This window comes from Bacillus sp. 2175 (genome assembly GCF_057812155.1).
The window spans coordinates 3840227-3859487 of the sequence record NZ_CM173819.1; the positions used below are offsets into that span (position 1 = coordinate 3840227).

Here is a 19261-nt window from a genome sequence, read left to right on the forward strand (position 1 = left end):
GCAAAATGCTAAGCTTTTATTTCGATATCTCTTGTAAGGAACCGAAGAATAAATCCGCTTCATTCATTTGTTCATTCTCTTCAGAAAGCGGTGGTAAATCATCTAATGTTTTCAATCCAAATGTGTCCAAAAATTCTTTTGTTGTTCCGTATAAAATAGGACGCCCTGGTCCTTCTGCTCTTCCCATTTCTTTTATAAGTAAATGTGAAACCAACGTTTGTAACGCCTTATCGGTTTTAACTCCTCTAATCTCTTCCATTTCAGTCCTTGTGATTGGTTGGCGATATGCAACAATCGCTAAAGTTTCGAGGGCAGCTTGTGAGAGTGAAGCAGCTGTTGGTGTATCTATTAATTTTTGATAATATGAAGCATGTTCTTTCTTTGTAGCAAAACGATATACTTTTGCATACTGTACAATTTGCAAACCACGGTTTGCACCTTCACATTCTTGTTGCATTTCTTCTAAAATATTAATTACTTCATTCATTTCAATTTCAAGAACTTTCGCTATTTGTTCTGGATAAATCCCTTCATCACCAGAAACAAATAAAAGGCCTTCAATAATTGACTTTTGTTCTTTCCTATCCATTTCACGAGCTCCTTCCTTCTATTTTCCCATAAAAATACACATCAAAAAACCGAATCACAATTAATGCGTTCGGTTCAATATTTTTTCTCTTGTTCCAAACGATACATTAAAACATAGCATGAGATAAAATGTTTCTATCCCATTTTCACATACTTGCTCTATGCAGATTTATTAGAGCTTGATACGAAAATTTCATCAAAATTATGTTCTTGCTCAATTATGATTTGTTGATTTTTCATAAGTTCCAGAACTGCTAAAAATGTTACAACCATTATTTCACGTTCATCATCAACAAACAAATCGTAAAAACTTTGGCGACCACCCTTTATTTTTAACTGCTTTAAAATATCAGTCATTCGCTGTTCAATTGGTATTTCTTGACGAGTAATACGTGTTGTTACAGGTTTTTTTGCCTTTTTACGGCGCATTAATTTTTGAAATGCTGCTAGCATATCATATAACGTAACATCAAGAGGTAAGCTTGTCTCCTCTTCTTGTTGCAACGATGTAAAGTCAATTGGTGGACGTGTATATAGCTGTGCTCTTTCTTGTTCTCTTTCTTTTAACTCAGTAGCAACTTGCTTATATTTCTTATATTCAATTAACCTCTCCATCAATTCTTGACGAGGATCATCTATAAAATCATCACCGTTATCAAGTACATCTTCTTCATGTTTCGGCAACAACATCTTACTTTTAATTTGTAATAACGTTGCAGCCATTACTAAATACTCACTTGCAACATCTAATTGAAGTTCTTTCATCGTATGCACATAAGATAAATATTGCTCTGTAATATCTGCTACAGGAATATTATATATATCAATTTCATAACGATGTATTAAATGTAACAATAGATCTAACGGCCCTTCAAAAGCCTCTACTTTAAAATTATATTGCACAAAGCATCCCACCACATTTTTTCTATAACAACATAAGTATAGAGCATACTCATGTTCTATCCAACCTTTTTAAGAAATTTAATTAAAAATAGACCGATGCCTATGTCATCATGCCCACCACTTCATATGATAACAGTGTAGTAAGAACAATGTAGGAGGTCAAAAAACTATGGGTCACGTTGATTGTGGTTTTAGCGGTGGGTTCGCATTACTTGTTGTACTGTTTATTTTACTAATTATTGTAGGAGCAGCTTGCTTCTGCTAATATGAACAATAACGGCTAGGGGGAAACCTCCTAGTCGTTTATTGTTCATATTTCTATGATACACTTATATGTATAACCGTTAGATAGGAGCGAGAAAACATGTATCCTACCGAATACATACAATTTTTAATTCATTTCCATGGAGATTATGACTATTTTGAATGCCACGAAATACTAGAAGAGTATTGGAAAACAAAACCAAGAGGTAATCGTGATCATTACTTAGTTGGTCTCATTCAAATCGCAGTTTCTTTATACCACCAAAGACGTGCTAATTGGAATGGTTCCACAAAAATGATGAAAAGCGCAATCACAATTTTAGAAAAAAGCGGTGTGCCTTTACAACGTTTAGGAATTAATCAAGTACAACTTCTTTCCTTGCTCAATGAAAGATTGCAATCTATCCATAAAAAAGAACGTTTTGTACCTTTATTTTTACCCTTATCAGATTCATCGTTAGAGAAGCAGTGCATAGAGTTATGTCAAAAACAAAACCTCTCTTGGAAAGACTTGAATGCTATCCCAGGTGAATATATTATAAACAAGCACACTTTGCGTGATCGCACAGAGGTCATTACTGAACGAAACGAACAATTACAAAAAAGAAAGCAGAGATAATAAACTACTTATCTCTGCTTTCACGAATGTATATTTTGTTCTAGCCCTTTACATTTTTCGCAAAAACTTGCCGTTTGCTCATTTCCGCAAATTGTAAACTCAAGAAATTTACTCTTTAACTCTTGAACCATCTTCGTTCCAATCCCCACATGACGGTGAGACGGGTTCACACTCAAATGCTGAATTTCTAATACTTGATTCTCTTTTTTTACAATCCCCATTATTCCAACAAAATCTTCATTTTCTTTCCACAAATACAATTGCCAATCATCTTTTGCTTCATATTCTTTCATTGTCAATTGTAATGTTTTCACATCTTTTTCAGTTGGCATAAACGAAAGAAGCCCCATTGCAATTTTTTCATAACTTTTTTTAAAACGAATTAACATAACCCTTATCCCTTCTTACAAAAGTTACAAACTAGTAATCCCCTCAATCACTCTTTTCATATCACATTCATTTTACAATATTTTCAACAGAGTGAGAAGAGTCTAAAACAACTTGATAATCATACAAAGCGAAAAGAAGAAAGTCAAATCTATGTTTCAGCACTATTCCTTTAATAAATAGAGTTAAAAAAAGAAAATTTTATATGGAATGGAAAGAAACATATCATTCAACAGCACTTCATTCATAGTTACCCTAAAGCAGCACAATTCTAGCAAAATTAATATAACAAAAAATATTTATTGAAACATATAATGTAATGTATTCTATGTAATTGGTTAAAGGTTTGTTCTCACAAGCAATATATTTTAGCAACAATACTACTTGTATGATGAGCTGTAGAAGAAGTACTCAATCTCATTAAAAATAAAAAAGAGAGCAAAAGCTCTCTTTTTCCTTACCTTATTCTTCCCAAACTTTAACTTCTTTCATTACATCGCCTTGACGCATTTTTAATACTGTTTCAATACCGCTTGTTGCTTTACCAAATACAGTATGAACACCATCTAAATGCGGCTGTGGCTCATGAACGATAAAGAATTGGCTACCGCCTGTGTTACGGCCAGCGTGAGCCATAGAAAGTGATCCTACAAGGTGTCTATGAGGGTTTCCATCAGTTTCACATGGAATAGAGTAACCTGGGCCACCTGCACCTGTACCTGTTGGGTCTCCACCTTGGCTTACGAAGCCAGGAATAACACGGTGGAATGTCACACCATCATAAAATCCTTGCTCTGCTAATTTTTTAAAGTTTTCTACTGTTTTCGGTGCTTCTTCTGGGAAAAATTCCAAGTCGATTTTTTCACCGTTTTCCATTAATATGTATCCTAAAGTTTTCATGCGTATATGTCTCCTTTCAATTATCTCAGCACTATATTACCACATTCATGACTAGAAACAAAAAGAATCCGACAATCTAGATACTTCTTTTTTGAAATGTGGAAAAAGCTAGGTGACAAATAAGAAATATATACTATAATAACTTTGTTGCCCGAAAATTTTAGAAAGAGAAAGGGAGCGATTTTTCGTGAAAACGAAATTATTAGCTCTGCTATTAGCTGTAACGGTATTTATGATGCCAACAGCTTCATTTGCAGACATCATCGAGGGAGAATCAATTGTTACATTAGGAGAGAACTTATCCGAACAACAAAAACAAGATCTGTTAAAAGAAATGAAAACACCAAAAGATGCTACAATTATCACTGTATCTAATGCGGAAGAACATAAATTTCTAGAAGGCATTGTTCCAAAAGCACAAATTGGTACGAGAGCAATTTCTTCTTCTATGATTACATACACAAAACCAGGATCTGGTCTTATTGTACGATCAAAGAACATTAACTGGGTAACAGATGCAATGTACACTAACGCTTTGATTACAGCAGGTGTAAAAGATGCAGAAATTCAAATTACTGCACCTTTTAAAGTTTCAGGAACTGCAGCTTTAACTGGATTAATGAAAGCATACGAAACTGCGTCCAATAAACAAATTCCTGAAGAAGTTAAAAAAGTAGCGAATGAAGAAATGGTACAAACAGCCCAGCTTGGTGATAAAATTGGTGAAGAAAAAGCAGTTCAACTTGTTGCAAAAATTAAAGAAGAAATTGCAAAAGAACAGCCAAAAACAACAGAAGATTTACGTTCATTAATTAAAAAAATTGCTGACCAACTCGGCATTACATTAACAGATGAACAGTTAGATAACTTAGTATCGTTATTTGATAAAATGAAGAATCTTAATATCGATTGGAATCAAGTTGGTAGTCAATTAAACAAAGCAAAAGAACATGTTTCTGCCTTTTTAGGATCTGAAGAAGGGCAAAGTTTTCTAGATAAAGTGAAAGATTTCTTCTCAAGTATCATTGATTTTGTTAAATCTTTATTCAAGTAAAAAAGAAGCCCGCCAATGACGGGCTTCTTTTTTATACAAGTAACGGTAATTTCATAACAGCCTCTTCAACCGAACGCACTATGTGATTTGCTTTCTCCTTTACATATGGATGGGCATGATGAAGAGTAAATGAATGTGGGGTTACTTCAAACATAGAAATATCATTGAAAGAATCTCCAATACAAGCAACTTCATTTGCTTCAATTTGCAAATGATCCATTAGTCGCTTTAGAGCACTCCCCTTACTCACGCCTCTTGGCATAATATCAACATAGCGTTTACCTGATATAAAAACTTCCGCTTCGCCTTGAAACGTATCTCGTAGCTCTTGATCTAACGTCACAATTTTCTCTTCTTCTCCAAAAACAAACAATTTTGCAGGGTGTACAGTCTTACCAAACTCTTCTTCTAACGCTTCAATTTCAGCGATATGCACGCCCATATATGCTTCAAAATTATGGTGATGTTCATTCTTCCTTTTTGTATATCGCTGCTCATTTGCACAAACAATATCCGCTAGTCCTTTTTTATGTATATACCGATATATTTCCTGAGCAACCGTATTTTCAAAACTCGATTCATGAAATAAATTCCCATCCGGAAGTAACATTGTCGCTCCATTTAAGCCAGTTGTGTAATATGGGAATGAAAACCTTTTTACAACTTCATCAATTCTGTGTGTAAAGCGGCCAGAGGCAAAACAAATATTTGTCCCTTTCTCAGCTAACCAACACAGCGCACGTTCATCTTCTTTTTGCATATGATTCACATCGTAAACGAGCGTGTCATCTAAATCACTTACAAATAATTTAATCATGTCCTCTTCCCCTTCCATACACAATATCTACTCTAAGTGTACACAAAAAATGTTTGATTTTTGTTAAAAAATAATAAATTTTTGCTAAAAAAAATAAACGGGTGTATAATCCCGTTTATTTTTGTCTTTTTACATTTTGAGGTCTTACAATACTTGGTCGTACTTTTAAACTAGACATTGTTGGACGGAGTAAAATTTTTGTTAACGCGCCCCAATCAAATGGTAAAAACGGCCATAAATAAGGTGTTTGTAAACTTTTTATAGACGTTAAAAATAAAATTAATATCGTCATACCAATTACAAATCCCATCTCATGGAAGAGACCTGTTAAAATAATAACAAACAATTTCCCAACCTTATTCCCTAATCCTAATTCATAACTCGGTGTTGCATATGCACCAACCATCGAAACTGCTACATACAAAATTACTTCTGGCACAAACAAACCTACATCAATTGCAATTTGACCAATTAATATAGCGGAAATCAACCCTGCTGCAGACGATAACGGCGTTGGAGTATGAATGGCTGCCATCCTTAAAAACTCAAGTCCGACCTCTGCCATTAACACTTGTAATAAAATTGGTAAATGCGTCATCTTAGTCGGTCCAATAAAAGCCAGATTTGCTGGCAAAAGAGTTGGATCAAATACAAACACTAACCAAAATGGTAATAAAAATAACGAAAATATAACACCTAAAAAGCGCACCCAGCGTAAAAATGTACCGACAGCTGGATTTTGTCTAAACTCTTCCGCATGCTGTAAATGATGAAAATATGTTGTCGGTGTAATCATAGCACTTGGTGATGTGTCGACGAGTACTAACACATGCCCTTCTAGTAGGTGATTTGCTGCTACATCTGGTCTTTCTGTATATCGAATAAGCGGGAATGGGTTATAGCTTTGCTTTACAACAAATTCTTCCACTGTTTTATCCGCCATCGTAATTCCATCTACATCAATGTTATTTAATTCTTGTTTTATAATCTTTACTAAATCCGCATTTGCAACATCTTGTACGTATGTAATACAAATATCCGTTTGCGATCTATCTCCTACTCGAACCATTTCATTTCGAAGGCGTGGATCTCGAATTCTTCTACGAATTAATGCTGTATTTACAACGATATTTTCAACAAATCCATCCCTCGCACCACGTACTACCTTTTCGGTATCTGGTTCTGTCGGTGTTCGCCCTGGATAACTACGAACATCGATCGCGAACGCTTCCGTTTCACCTTCTACAAATATCACAATGAGTCCTGATAATACTTGGAGCATTACCTCATCCATCGTTTTCACTTTGCTTACTTGTTGATGGATTAAGCGATTCTCTAAAAGCTTAACTGTATCTTCTTCTACATCCCTTATCTCATTTGTATCCACGGCTTCTTCTAAAATATGGATAATATAATTTGTATCACAAAGTCCGTTTACAAATAACACACCAATTTCTTTATTCAAAATTTGAAATTTACGAATGCCAACATCGTATGTAACGCCTAGTCCAACTGTCTGTTTTAAATAATTTTCATTGTCACTTATGAAAGTTGATATAGGGATATCCACTTTTTTAGGCTTCGTCATAAAATCCACTCCTTTCTAAAATTAATTGAATTGCTTTCTTTGTAATAGGTGACCCTCTCTCCCATTCATCATTTCCGCACATTTTACCAATATCACCAACTCCAACAATGACAGGAACATTTAAATCGTCTAAACAATATATTGTATCTCCGCTAATCCTGCCAATTTCACCATCTGGAAGTCCAAATTTATCAACACCGTATTCGGTTAAATTCCCGTTCCGATCTACACTTACATCTACACGTGCCCATTCCCAATGATGCGTATTAGACGCTACTGCTAAAATACCGAGCACATCAATTTGTTTATGGGTAGCCACATATTTTAAAGCCTTTTCACCAGATCCTTCTCCAATAAATCCACTGTCATCAAACATGACAAATACAGGGTCATATGGCGTTTGCATAATAAGCTCAACAACTTTTTTCCCTGTCAATTTGGTTGGATTACTTTGTGATGCTGAAATACACCTTCCCCCAAATTCCTTCGTTAAAAGCTCAATTGTCCGCTTTGCATATTCATCTCCATCTGTGACCAAAACAACCCTTCGTCTCATTTGATTTATCCTTTCGGTTTACATATAAGTGCTATAAAAAATGAAAACAATATCGCTGCGGAAATACCCGCAGACGTTAAACTAAACATGCCAATACCAATTCCTAAATATCCATGTTTTTCTGCTGCATGCATTGCTCCGTGCAATAGTGAATGTCCAAAACTTGTAATAGGGACTGTCGCTCCAGCACCTGCAAACTTTATTAGTTTATCGTATAATCCAAATCCATCTAAAATTGCTCCGATGACTACAAAAGTTGCCATTAAATGAGCTGGTGTTAACTTTACGAAATCTAACAATAGTTGCCCAATTAAACAAATAGCTCCACCTACAAGAAATGCATATATAAAATCCACAATTCACTCTCCTTTAACTCTCTCAAATACGACACCATGTGCAATTGTTGGAATCGTTTCCTTCTGTTGCATCATCATTGGGCTTAATAATGCACCAGTCGCAACGACAAAAATTCGTTGTAAATTCCCTTTTTGCATCTCGTGTAATAAATGACCATACGTAACAACTGCTGAACAAGCGCAACCACTACCACCTGCAAACACTTCTTCTTGACTTGCTTCATAAATCATCAATCCACAATCATTGTATATATGCCCAAGATCATAACCTTCCTCAAGTAAAAGTTGTTTCGCAATCGGCGTCCCAACAGCTGATAAATCACCCGTAACAATCAAATCATAATCATCGGCACTTCTTCTTAAATCTTCAAAATGTTGTTGAATTGTATGAGCTGCTGCTGGAGCCATCGCTGCCCCCATATCCAAAGGATTTGTGATTCCTAAATCTTGCACTTTTCCGATTGTAGCTGACGTAATTTTAATTGCACTTTTTTCATCGCTAATTAATATAGATCCTGCACCAGTCACAGTTGAATTTGCTGTCCCTGGTTTTTGTCCACCATACTCTGTTGGATAGCGAAATTGTCTTTCAGCCGTTGCATTATGACTGCTTACTGTAGCTAAGACACGATTTGCAAATCCACCGTCTATAAAAGCTGAGCCAACTGCTAAAGTCTCCATAGACGTCGCACAAGCGCTAAACATTCCTAAAAAAGGAATGCCCCACTTACGCGCAACATAATTTGCTGTCACTGTTTGATTTAATAAATCTCCCGCTAAAAAGAAATCAATTTGCGATGTTTTTATATTCCCTTTTTGCACCGCTTGTTGAATTGAGTCTGACATTAATCTTCGTTCGGCGAGCTCCCAATTTTCTTCTCCACAATGCAAGTCATCATATGAAATATCAAATTTTTTCCCAAGAGGGCCCTCAGCTTCTTTCGGACCGACAGCAGTGCCCGTTGCATTTACATATATATCATTTTGAAATACCCACGTTTGTTTTCCGGTCAACCTCATACTAGCCCCTCCTTTAAGACATAAAAATTTTAAAGGTATACCTTATTAACCCAATGATATATGCACCAACAACCCCAAATACAATCACACTTCCTGCCAGTTTAAACATATTTGTAGCAATCCCTAGAACAACCCCTTCGCTCTTATGTTCTAAGGCAGCGCTCGCCATAGAATTTGCAAATCCTGTTACCGGTACCGCTGATCCTGCTCCAGCAAATTGACCAATTTTATCATATACACCACACCCTGTTAAAATCGCGGATAATAAAACAAGAGTTGCAACAGTTGGGTTTCCTGCCTCTTGTTCACTAAAGTGAAAATAATGTATATAAAATTTCATCAATGCTTCTCCAACTGTGCAAATGAGTCCACCTACAAGAAATGCTTTGATACAATTTAGTAAATAGTTTGGCTTTGGATGATACTCCTTCACTTTATTTATGTAATCATCCTTCAATTTCTGACTTGTCATTTATATACTGCCTCCTACTTTACGAAATAAATCCAGTGAAACAACGATCCTATTACTTTCCCAAGTACAATAGCAACGAGTAAAACAATAATCTTGCCCTCTACCCCTACTCGTTTCGCTAAAATAGGTAGAACATTTAACACCTCTGTTAATGCCGCAGCAAGCATTCCAATGAACGTGCCACAAAATATCCCTAATATAACGAGCCAATATTGCGACGTTTGAAATGTAATGTTTTTCAAACTGCACCAAGCCCCTGTTAAAGTACCTGCAATAACTGCCCACTCAAAATATTGAATATGCTTTCCACTTCTCGTTAATTGGGCTAAACGGGGGATTATACCAAGTACAGCTAAAAATGCGACATATCCGCTACCTACCGCAATCCCTCCAGCTAAACCAATTAAAATAACAAATCCATACTCAATCATCGGTAAGTTGTTTCATATTATCCTTGTTTTCATTAACGATTACATACTGATCAAGTGACTGTTGGTATTGAAACATCTCAACTTCTAGCGGACTTGGCTCTTCATTAATTCGCTTTTGAAATACATGATTAAAGAATAAAACCATCCCTAAACCAAGACCTAAAGAATAAGGAATTTGAAATAAAAGTGGTTGCGCATTAAATTCTCCAGTAATCATGTAATATAACCGTTGATGTACTTGTTGCATACTTACATCTTCATGGAAATAAATGATCGCAAGGGCCGCTCCAATGAAAAGTAATAGCCATACAAGCCCGAAAAAAATTGGGTGTGCCTTCTTTTTTTCGTATATAATTTCAACAAGAGTTTGTCCAGAACCGAGTAAATTAATTTGTAGATGAGATGCTTTCTGTTGAATAATCTCAATTACTTTCATAACATCAATTACAACATGCGTCTTATCATGCGCTGTTATTTTGTAAACTATCTCATTTTGTAACAACTCAACTACGGAAGAATCTCCGGCAAGTTGAGCAACATCGCCCAGCTTTACTTCATAAGTAGGAGAAACTTTTAAACGATTGCGCATTTTAATATAAATCGTTTGTTCCAACTTTCATTCACCCCTTCACTCTTCCTCGTAGTTGTAGTATGGTTATTGAATTTTTTTCTAATACAATTTTTTCATAAAAAAACATCTGCACCATTTCGGTACAGATGTTTTTTACTTATGCCTTTTTCTTAAATAAGTTTGCAATACTTAATGCAAGCCCTCCCCAAATGACTACTATTCCAATAACCATCATCATAATTGCTGATCCACTCATTATGAAACACCTCGATCTTTCCACTCTTTTTCAAGCTTGGCAGAATCCGAATGTATTTGTGCATTCCATTTCTTTAGACTAATAATTAGCGCAACGATAAGGAAGGCTGCTGCTATCGACCAACCATACGTTACAACAAACTCAGTCGGATAATCTCCATAATTCTTTTTAATGTTTTGGATTGTACCATCAATTAGCATATACCCTAACATAAGCGGAGTAATAACGAGTAAACTTACTCTCCAAAACGTTCCTAATTTAATATCAGATACAAAGTTTGCATGATTTTGATAAACTGGTAAACGACGTAAAATGAGCCCTATCGTCACTACTTCCGCAAGTGCAATTGTAATTAATCCGAAATTATTAGCGAAATAGTCGACAACATCTAAGAACATAAGCCCACCACGTGTTGCAAATACAAGAGAAACTAACACGAGAAGGGTTCCCATAATTCCAATGGTTTTTTCCCGACTTAAACTGAATTTTTCAGACACAGCAGCAAAACATACTTCCGCGAGTGAAATAAGTGATGTGATTCCAGCAACCGTTAACGATAAGAAAAATAATACACCAAACAACGGTGACATCGGCAATTCATTAATAATTTGCGGAAATACTACGAACGCAAGCCCAACGCCAGCACTTGCTACTTTATCAACCGGTACTCCCATATTATTCGCCATAAATCCAAGAGCTGCAAAGACCCCAATACCTGCTAATAATTCAAATCCTGAGTTGGCAAATCCAGTAATAAAGGCATTATTTGTTGTATCCGAGTTTTTCGGTAAATAACTAGAATACGTAATCATAATTCCAAATGCTAAAGATAAACTAAAGAATATTTGACCATAAGCAGCAAGCCATACTTTCCCATCAAAAATACGACTCCAATCTGGTTTAAAGAATGCATCTAGTCCTTGCATAGCACCTTCCATCGTCACTGCACGAACGACGATAATAAGGAACATAACAACTAATAAAGGAATAAATATACGGTTAACAACTTCGATTCCTTTTTTAACTCCTTTAAATGCAACGCCAAGCACAATAATCCAAACGAGAACTAATGGAATTAATACTTCCGGTACAAGTCCTCCAAATTGCCCTGGCTTATCTGCAACATGTAAGTACTCTTTAAATAAAAATGATTGCGTGTCTTTTCCCCATGCTCCAGTAATTGCAAAGTATGTATACGATATAGACCAAGCAATAATCACTGCATAATATGTTGAAACGATAAATGTTACGCACATTTGCCATCATCCAATAAATTCGGCACGCGGGCTAATACGGAAAAATGTAAGTGGTGCTGAACCACGATGACGATGACCAAGGGCAAACTCAAACGCTAACAATGAAATACCAGTCGTTAATAATGCAAATAAGTACGGTAAAAAGAATGCTCCTCCTCCATTTTCATACGCTGTATAAGGAAAACGCCATATGTTTCCTAATCCAACGGCAGATCCGACCGCTGCAAAAATAAATCCAGCTCTCGTTCCCCATTGTTGCCTCGTTTCCATGTTTCCTTCCCCCTTTATGACAAGTTCATACTTGGATTATATTTTAAATTGACTAAATTATCAATAAATTCTGTTAATTTTTGCAAAAATTAACATCTCTCTCCTATTAACGGCATAAAAAAATCGAATAGACAATTATTCGTCTATTCGATCTTTCATCTGTTTTAATATTTTCTTTTCAAGTCTTGAAACTTGTACTTGCGAAATGCCTATGCGCTCTGCTACTTCTGACTGTGTTTGATCTTTATAGTAACGCAAGTATACAATTAAGCGCTCTCGTTCATCTAGTTCTCTAATCGCTTCTTTTAAAGCAATTTTATCGAACCATTTCGTTTCAGATTGATCTGCAATTTGATCTAAAATAGTGATTGGATCTCCATCGTTTTCATATACAGTTTCATGTATAGACGAAGGGGCCCGGCTCGCTTCTTGTGCTAGAACAACTTCCTCTGGCGTTAGTTCTAGTGCCTCTGCCACTTCATTAATCGTTGGAGCCCTTCCGAATTCTTTCGAAAGCTCATCTCTCATCTTTCGAATTTTGTTTCCTGTTTCTTTTAAAGACCTACTAACTTTCACTGATCCATCATCACGTAAGAAACGTTGTATTTCACCAATAATCATTGGAACTGCATATGTTGAAAATTTCACGTCGAAAGATAAATCAAATTTATCTACCGATTTCAAGAGCCCAATACATCCAATTTGAAATAGGTCGTCTGGTTCGTATCCTCGATTAAGAAACCGCTGTACAACCGACCAAACGAGGCGCATATTACTTTGAACGATTGTATCTCTCGCTTGTTGATCTCCATCTTGACTTTTTTGAATTAACGCTTTTAGCTCGTGGTCCTTTAACTGAGGTTTCTTCTTCTCATTTTTGACCTCTATGTCCATAGGCTATTCTCCTTAATTGCATAGAGCGTTACTATTTGATAAGTATTTTGTCAAATGGATTGTTGTCCCGAAAGATTCGTTTGAAATAACTTCTACTTCATCCATAAAATTTTCCATGATAGTAAATCCCATTCCGGAACGCTCTAATTCAGGTTTAGTTGTAAAAAGGGGTTGTCTCGCTTCATCTAAGTTAAAGATTCCAATCCCTTCATCTCGAATCGTGAGTTTCACCATTGCTTCTTCCAAAATTACAGAAATATAAACAATACCTTCTGCATTTCCTTCGTATCCATGAATAATTGCATTTGTAACCGCTTCTGACACAACTGTTTTAATCTCCGTTAATTCTTCCATCGTTGGATCTAGTTGTGCAATGAAAGCCGCTACTGTAACGCGAGCGAACGATTCATTTTGACTTAATGCTGAAAATTGAAGGTTCATTTCATTTCTCATCTATGCCACCCCCAACGTCGCGAGCGCGTGCGCTTCACTTTCTTCTAAGCGAACGATTTTGAATAAGCCCGACATTTCAAATAAACGCTTAACAGGCGGTGAAATTGCACAAACAACCATTTCTCCACCTAATCCCTTTACGTGTTTATATCGGCCTAATATAACACCTAGACCAGAACTATCCATAAAAGATAAGTTCTCTAGGCTCAAAACAATATGATGAACACCATGTGTCTCAATCATATCTGTTACTTTCGTTCGCAACTCTTCAGCCGTATGATGATCTAATTCACCCTCTAGTCTCACACATAGGACGTCACGTTTTACTTCTAATTGCATGGAAAGACTCACACGATTTCCTCCTTATGCTCAAACTTTACTTATTCACATACATAAAGATTTTCGTGATACAAAATAAGAATCCTTCCTGCTGACAAAAGAAGAACTATTTCGTCATAAAGTGAAACCTTTCAGCATTATTCACTTACATACGAATAGAAAAGCGGCAAAATATTTGCCGCTATTTTGATGTTGAAAACATCCCAAAACTTCTTTTAAATAACTCCCACCAGCTCGCTGCAGCAACATCTTCTTTTGCTACAATTGTTTGTTTTAATAAAACATCTTTATCTTTTTTAATAACAAGTGTACCAAGCGCGTCACCTTTTTTAATCGGTGCTTTTACTTTCTTTTCAGCAATTACTTCTTGTTTTACCTTGTCCATATTCTCGCCCTTCTTCATAAGAAGAGAAACATTATCTGATGCAACTAAATCTACTTTTTCTTTTTTCCCTTTCCCTACTTGAACTGTCTTAATTTTTTCGCCGCGCGTATACAATTTCTTTGTCATATATTGACCAAATGCGTAGTCAAGAAGCTTCGTCACTTGGTTGTTCCGTTCTTTTGATGTTGGTGCTCCCATGACAACTGAAATGATACGCATGCCATTTTTTTCAGCCGATGCTGTTAAACAATATTTCGCTTCTGTCGTAAAACCTGTTTTTACTCCATCTACGCCAGGATAAAAACGTACTAGCTTATTCGTATTAACGAGCCAAAACTTTTTATCCGTATCTTCACGTAAATAATCTTCGTACTTACCTGTGTATTTACGAATAAGTGGATACTTCATCAATTCTCTCGCCATTATAGCCATATCATTTGCTGTCGAATAATGGTCTTTGGCCGGAAGACCTGTTGGGTTTTGAAAATGTGTATTTTTCAGCCCTAGATCTTTCGCCTTTTTGTTCATCATATTTACAAATCCTTCTTCTGAACCTGCGATATGCTCGGCTACTGCAACAGATGCGTCATTTCCAGATGCAATTGCAATACCCTTTAACATCTCATTTACAGTCATCTCTTCCCCAGGTTCTAAAAAGATTTGCGATCCACCCATTGAAGCTGCATGTTCGCTCGCTCTAACTTTATCGGTCAGTTTTAGTTTTCCTTTTTCAACTTGTTCCATAATTAAAAGCATTGTCATAATCTTTGTCATACTAGCAGGTGGTAATTTTTCATTTGGGTTTTTATCAAATAAAACTTTACCTGTATCTTGCTCAATTACGATTGCTGACGACGCTTGTTCCGCTAACTTCGGTGTTGTTTCTTCTGTTTTCTCCTGCTTCGTTTTCTCAGATTGTGCGAAACTCACTGAAGTTCCAGAAAGCAATAACATGAAACAAACAAGTATTCCAAAAACTCGCTTCATGACTAACCCTCCATTCTATATCAGACCTATTTTTTCCAATTTACCTTTTTTTAATACCAAATTTTTCTAACATTTTCAGTTGACAAATACATTCGTCCCCTATATTGTATTAAGTGTATTACTCACAGTAGTACACTTAATACATATGAGGAAGGAGACATTGCTCTTGCATATTCAACTTGACCCAAGAAGCAACACTCCGATATGGGAACAAATTGTTCAAAATATAAAAGAACTCGTATTGAAAAACATGTTGGCTCCAAGTGATAAACTTCCTTCTGTACGCGAACTCGCTTCTTTACTCGTTATAAATCCAAATACAGTGAGTAAAGCGTATCAAGAGTTAGAGCGACAAGGAATTATTGAAACGTTACGAGGAAAAGGAACATTTGTATCCCAATCGATTACCCCAACATTAGACGAAAGGAAAATCGCTATGGTTGAAAAGCAATTTCATCAATTACTATTAGAAGCCTCTTATCTTGGTATTACGAAAGATAAAATTCATGATTGGATAGATTCATACTATAAAGAGATTGGAGGGAATACGGATGTTGAAAGTGACAAACTTGAAGAAAACAATTGATAGTCAAACAATTTTAGACAATGTTTCTTTCACATTGCAAAGAGGGAGTATCATCGGATTACTCGGAAGAAACGGTGCGGGGAAAACAACTTTATTGCGAACGATGGTCGGTATTTTAGACCCAGACGAGGGAACTGTTACATATGAAGATACAAACATTCATCAGTTTCCTGAAATAAAGCAAAAAATTGTATATGTTCCTGATTCTACTAATATACTGAACGGCTATACGATAAAAGAAATCGTAAAGTTTTATAAAGAAGTTTATACCGCATTTGATGAAACACATTTCTATGAACTGTTAGAACGTTTTAACTTACCAAACAAACGAATTCGTAGCTATTCAAAAGGCATGAAAGCACTGCTCGCCATCATTTTAGCTGTTTCTACAAAGGCAGAATATATCATTTTAGATGAACCGACAAATGGACTTGATCCTATCGTGAAAAGGAAAATTTTACAGTTTCTCGTTGGAGAAGTTGCAGAAAAAGAGATTACCATTTTCATCTCCACTCACCATTTAGATGAAGTAGAACAAATTGCAGATACAATTATTATATTAAAAGGCCATACTATCTCGTCTATTACATCACTAGACGATGCAAAATCACGATTTGCAAAAATACAAGTAGCTTACGAACGTTCATTACCTCAAAAGCTAGAAAACTTAAGCAATATTAAAATATTAAACCAAACAGGAAAAGTATATACAATCTTAATTGAGGGAAATGTGGCTACAACACTCGAGAAGTTTTACAAAGAGCAACCTATACTTATTGAAGAATTAACAATGTCACTTGAAGATATTTTTATCACTACATTTGAGGAGGATTCACATGTTTCATAAAGCTTTATGGATGAGGCAATGGAAGCAAGGAAAATATATAATTCTATTATTTTGGTTAACTAGTTTATATCAACTACCTTATAAATATTATCAAGAAGCGCAAATGCAACTAAAACTATCAAAAATGAAGTTTGGTGACTATGCATATTACTACTCCTACTATTTTCAGACATCTGATGGTGCCGTCTTCTTTCAAGGAGCTACTCTAATTGCACTCGCTTGTCTTTTAATTGGATGGGAACGTAATAATCAATCAACTGATTTTCTATTCTCGATGCCTTTTAAACGAAAGGATATTTTTTTAACAAAATGGTGGCTTGGTGTTTTGAATATTATTACAGTACAAATTGTTTGCTGGATTAGCATGTACGGAATAAAGAACATGTCGTTTCACAATGAGTATCAAACCTTTGCTCCGTTCTATAGTTACTTTCTATATGCTACGGTTGTACTTATCGCTATTTATACATTCGCCTTATTTATCGGGACTCTTACTGGACATATATTTTCTCAAAGTATTTTAACTATCATTCTATTATTTTTACCATACGGTTTTGGATTGTTAATTTCCGGATTCATTTATTCACACACACAATGGTCTGTAGATGCAATGGGAGAAATAGAGCACCATACTCATGAGTACTTACAACATATAGGTATCATTTCACCATTAGAATATTTTTCTATTACTTATGATTACCACCCGATAGAAACATTTGATGACTATGGCAATAAACTTTCTAGTGTACCACAGGACAATCCTACGGAGCGTATTTCTGTACCTTCTCCTTGGACACTATTAACACCATTTGCTTACATCATTACCTTTTTATCAATAGCAACCTTTCTATACACACGTACACCAAACGAACAAAGTGGAAAAATACTATTGTTTCCTAACTTGCAAAAATGGTTCATAATTTGCACTGTTCTATGCTTCGGACTACTTGGTGGTAGAATATTAGGCGGACGAGATGCACTTCTGTCTTATTATGTTGGATTTTTCCTATTCGCTACCATAAGTTACTTCATTTTTACACGTCTATTAAAATTGAAGTTTGCTTTTGTAGGGAAATAAATATGCATTAAGGTGGTGGATACATGTTTCCAAAAGCATCATAGATGTGAAACTATAAACACGGAACAATGACATTAAATAGAAGCTGACAAAAAAGGTATATAATGACAAAAGAAATATGTTATGAATTATTTAACTCTTATATGAACCAAATAAAAAAGGCATTGCACAAGAGCAATGCTTTTTTATTATATATCCCGATCTAAATAAAGAGGTTATTTCACATTCTCTCTCCTATCCCCATACACCATCTCTTCTTTCATCCCAAATCCATCACCATTTTGCACAATTTGCTCTGTCGGTGCAACTACACTTTCAGCAATTTTCCATTCCCCACGCTCTTTCACAAATACTTGTAGAAAATAGTTCATGCCATCTAATTGATATGCATTTTCTTTTTTCACATTATAGTGAATCGCAATGTAGTACACTTGAATATTTTCTTTTCCTATTTTTGATACGTATTGCGATAGTCTCGGTATATAGAGTGCTGCTTTCTGAAAAAATAGTTGTTTCGCTTTAACAAGCGATGAACTTGTTACATTACGTAATGTGTCCTGATTACGAATATTATCGCTATGGTGGAATAATACTGCGTTTTGCATAGAACGAACCCATAATTTCGAATATAAGACTGTATTATCGGTTTCAATGTACTTCACTTCTTTTCGTACCACTTGGATAGGCGTATCTGCGTACGTAAATGTTTGAAAATAGAAAAAACCACCAAATAAAATGGTAAGTGCAGCAATATATTTCATAATCTTTCCTCCGATCTTTTAATTAAAGTATCGGAGTTTCAAAATATTTTTATTCAAAAGAAAAAGGATAGGAATGCTTTCGCTTCCTATCCTCATTTATTATAATACGCGGCCAAATAGTTCTAAGACCATTTCTATTTCTTGGTCGCTCCAACCTTTAAATCTCTCTTTATAATATTCTTTACGCACAGCTTCAAGTTTTTCAGTTACTTCTCTTCCGTGCTCTGTAATTTCTAAATACACGATTCGACGATCTGAATTAGAACGTTTTCTTTCTACTAATCCTTTTCGTACGAGACGATCTGTAACAGCTGTAATATGACTGGAGGTTACGTTTACTTCACTCGCAATTTGCGAAGCCATCTGTGGACTCTTTAAAAATAACGCACGTAATACAGAAAATTCATTATATGGCATATGTTCTGCAAAACGTGTATTAATATCATTTTGTAATAAACGTATCATTTTTCGAAATGATGCAGATAAATCTAAAATCAGCGTTTCTCTTTTTTCGTTCAATAGCCTCGTCCCTTTTTTATCATATTTACACATATTATAATCTATAAATACCTATGTTGTACATGCTTTCTTTCCTCAACATTCTCATTTATGTAACTTTTTTC

General features: G+C 35.5%; 25 protein-coding genes and 1 pseudogene. 6 read left to right on the forward strand and 20 right to left on the reverse strand.

The annotated features are described in order from the left end of the window. Positions 1-16: 16 nt before the first annotated feature. Together scpB and ACXKY9_RS19765 are read right to left on the reverse strand one after the other, a co-directional pair. The gene (gene scpB / locus ACXKY9_RS19760) at positions 17-589 is read right to left on the reverse strand and encodes a segregation/condensation protein ScpB (protein WP_000375171.1); all 573 of its coding nucleotides are present in this window, start codon (positions 587-589) and stop codon (positions 17-19) included. Between the two features lie 158 nt (positions 590-747). Beyond that, a complete protein-coding gene (locus ACXKY9_RS19765; RefSeq protein ID WP_001199753.1) occupies positions 748-1491 on the reverse strand; it encodes a segregation/condensation protein A in 744 nt (247 codons plus the stop codon). A gap of 169 nt (positions 1492-1660) precedes the next feature. On the opposite strand from ACXKY9_RS19765, the gene ACXKY9_RS19770 reads away from it, so the two are divergent. Both ACXKY9_RS19770 and ACXKY9_RS19775 read left to right on the forward strand, forming a co-directional pair. Beyond that, positions 1661-1756, forward strand: coding sequence for a YjcZ family sporulation protein (locus ACXKY9_RS19770; protein ID WP_000510194.1), 96 nt, complete (start codon positions 1661-1663; stop codon positions 1754-1756). A gap of 99 nt (positions 1757-1855) precedes the next feature. Further along, positions 1856-2374, forward strand: a complete 519-nt coding sequence (locus ACXKY9_RS19775; protein ID WP_000283597.1) for a DUF309 domain-containing protein — start codon at positions 1856-1858, stop codon at positions 2372-2374. 20 nt (positions 2375-2394) lie between these two features. Here ACXKY9_RS19775 and ribT read toward each other — a convergent pair whose 3' ends face one another. Then, entirely contained in the window at positions 2395-2763 is a 369-nt protein-coding gene (gene ribT / locus ACXKY9_RS19780; RefSeq protein ID WP_000908401.1) for a GNAT family N-acetyltransferase RibT, read from the reverse strand. A gap of 460 nt (positions 2764-3223) precedes the next feature. Continuing rightward, complete coding sequence (locus tag ACXKY9_RS19785) at positions 3224-3661, reverse strand: peptidylprolyl isomerase (protein ID WP_000853782.1); 438 nt, start codon at positions 3659-3661, stop codon at positions 3224-3226. A 187-nt stretch (positions 3662-3848) separates the two neighbouring features. Between ACXKY9_RS19785 and ACXKY9_RS19790 the strand changes: the two genes are divergently transcribed. Then, on the forward strand, positions 3849-4715 hold the full coding sequence (locus ACXKY9_RS19790; RefSeq protein ID WP_000850518.1) for a DUF1002 domain-containing protein: 867 nt from the start codon (positions 3849-3851) through the stop codon (positions 4713-4715). A 31-nt stretch (positions 4716-4746) separates the two neighbouring features. On the opposite strand, the gene ACXKY9_RS19795 is transcribed toward ACXKY9_RS19790, so the two are convergent. The 14 genes and pseudogenes from ACXKY9_RS19795 to dacF form a co-directional block, all read right to left on the reverse strand. Next, complete coding sequence (locus tag ACXKY9_RS19795) at positions 4747-5550, reverse strand: Cof-type HAD-IIB family hydrolase (RefSeq protein WP_002101284.1); 804 nt, start codon at positions 5548-5550, stop codon at positions 4747-4749. Between the two features lie 97 nt (positions 5551-5647). Beyond that, positions 5648-7120: a spore germination protein SpoVAF gene (gene spoVAF / locus ACXKY9_RS19800; RefSeq protein WP_000165592.1), complete on the reverse strand. Its 1473-nt coding sequence runs from the start codon at positions 7118-7120 to the stop codon at positions 5648-5650. Further along, entirely contained in the window at positions 7107-7676 is a 570-nt protein-coding gene (spoVAEA, locus tag ACXKY9_RS19805) for a stage V sporulation protein SpoVABEA (RefSeq protein WP_001254415.1), read from the reverse strand. Before spoVAEA ends, spoVAF begins: the two co-directional genes overlap by 14 nt. 5 nt (positions 7677-7681) lie before the next feature. After that, complete coding sequence (spoVAE, locus tag ACXKY9_RS19810) at positions 7682-8032, reverse strand: stage V sporulation protein AE (protein ID WP_000345904.1); 351 nt, start codon at positions 8030-8032, stop codon at positions 7682-7684. 3 nt (positions 8033-8035) lie between these two features. Beyond that, complete coding sequence (spoVAD, locus tag ACXKY9_RS19815) at positions 8036-9052, reverse strand: stage V sporulation protein AD (protein WP_001241158.1); 1017 nt, start codon at positions 9050-9052, stop codon at positions 8036-8038. 13 nt (positions 9053-9065) lie between these two features. Next, complete coding sequence (gene spoVAC / locus ACXKY9_RS19820) at positions 9066-9524, reverse strand: stage V sporulation protein AC (RefSeq protein WP_000203807.1); 459 nt, start codon at positions 9522-9524, stop codon at positions 9066-9068. 14 nt (positions 9525-9538) lie between these two features. Continuing rightward, positions 9539-9955: a stage V sporulation protein SpoVAB gene (gene spoVAB, locus ACXKY9_RS19825; RefSeq protein ID WP_000575190.1), complete on the reverse strand. Its 417-nt coding sequence runs from the start codon at positions 9953-9955 to the stop codon at positions 9539-9541. Beyond that, positions 9948-10568, reverse strand: a complete 621-nt coding sequence (locus tag ACXKY9_RS19830) for a stage V sporulation protein AA (RefSeq protein ID WP_000438365.1) — start codon at positions 10566-10568, stop codon at positions 9948-9950. The genes spoVAB and ACXKY9_RS19830 overlap by 8 nt, the downstream gene beginning before the upstream one ends. 115 nt (positions 10569-10683) lie before the next feature. Further along, complete coding sequence (locus tag ACXKY9_RS19835; protein WP_000016826.1) at positions 10684-10782, reverse strand: methionine/alanine import family NSS transporter small subunit; 99 nt, start codon at positions 10780-10782, stop codon at positions 10684-10686. Beyond that, positions 10782-12308: pseudogene (locus ACXKY9_RS19840) on the reverse strand (sodium-dependent transporter). The gene ACXKY9_RS19835 and the pseudogene ACXKY9_RS19840 overlap by 1 nt, the downstream one beginning before the upstream one ends. A 135-nt stretch (positions 12309-12443) precedes the next feature. Beyond that, complete coding sequence (sigF, locus tag ACXKY9_RS19845; protein ID WP_000350729.1) at positions 12444-13202, reverse strand: RNA polymerase sporulation sigma factor SigF; 759 nt, start codon at positions 13200-13202, stop codon at positions 12444-12446. A gap of 12 nt (positions 13203-13214) precedes the next feature. Next, positions 13215-13655, reverse strand: a complete 441-nt coding sequence (gene spoIIAB, locus ACXKY9_RS19850; protein WP_001243398.1) for an anti-sigma F factor — start codon at positions 13653-13655, stop codon at positions 13215-13217. After that, positions 13656-14006 (reverse strand): anti-sigma F factor antagonist, encoded by a 351-nt coding sequence (spoIIAA, locus tag ACXKY9_RS19855; RefSeq protein WP_000059135.1) that lies wholly within the window; start codon positions 14004-14006, stop codon positions 13656-13658. 169 nt (positions 14007-14175) lie between these two features. Beyond that, on the reverse strand, positions 14176-15366 hold the full coding sequence (gene dacF, locus ACXKY9_RS19860) for a serine-type D-Ala-D-Ala carboxypeptidase DacF (RefSeq protein WP_000831995.1): 1191 nt from the start codon (positions 15364-15366) through the stop codon (positions 14176-14178). Positions 15367-15532: 166 nt separating this feature from the next. Here dacF and ACXKY9_RS19865 point away from each other — a divergent pair, with 166 nt between their 5' ends. The 3 genes from ACXKY9_RS19865 to ACXKY9_RS19875 are packed head-to-tail and all read left to right on the forward strand — an operon-like array spanning position 15533 to position 17877. Then, positions 15533-15952, forward strand: a complete 420-nt coding sequence (locus tag ACXKY9_RS19865; RefSeq protein WP_000548027.1) for a GntR family transcriptional regulator — start codon at positions 15533-15535, stop codon at positions 15950-15952. Further along, positions 15918-16799 (forward strand): ABC transporter ATP-binding protein, encoded by an 882-nt coding sequence (locus ACXKY9_RS19870; RefSeq protein ID WP_000922115.1) that lies wholly within the window; start codon positions 15918-15920, stop codon positions 16797-16799. Before ACXKY9_RS19865 ends, ACXKY9_RS19870 begins: the two co-directional genes overlap by 35 nt. Next, a complete protein-coding gene (locus ACXKY9_RS19875; protein ID WP_000468509.1) occupies positions 16789-17877 on the forward strand; it encodes an ABC-2 transporter permease in 1089 nt (362 codons plus the stop codon). Before ACXKY9_RS19870 ends, ACXKY9_RS19875 begins: the two co-directional genes overlap by 11 nt. 215 nt (positions 17878-18092) lie before the next feature. Here the strand turns inward: ACXKY9_RS19875 and ACXKY9_RS19880 are convergent, their stop codons facing one another. Together ACXKY9_RS19880 and ACXKY9_RS19885 are read right to left on the reverse strand one after the other, a co-directional pair. Continuing rightward, on the reverse strand, positions 18093-18638 hold the full coding sequence (locus ACXKY9_RS19880; RefSeq protein WP_000873782.1) for a hypothetical protein: 546 nt from the start codon (positions 18636-18638) through the stop codon (positions 18093-18095). A gap of 99 nt (positions 18639-18737) precedes the next feature. Continuing rightward, positions 18738-19157 (reverse strand): MarR family winged helix-turn-helix transcriptional regulator, encoded by a 420-nt coding sequence (locus ACXKY9_RS19885; protein ID WP_001003305.1) that lies wholly within the window; start codon positions 19155-19157, stop codon positions 18738-18740. Positions 19158-19261: the final 104 nt, after the last annotated feature.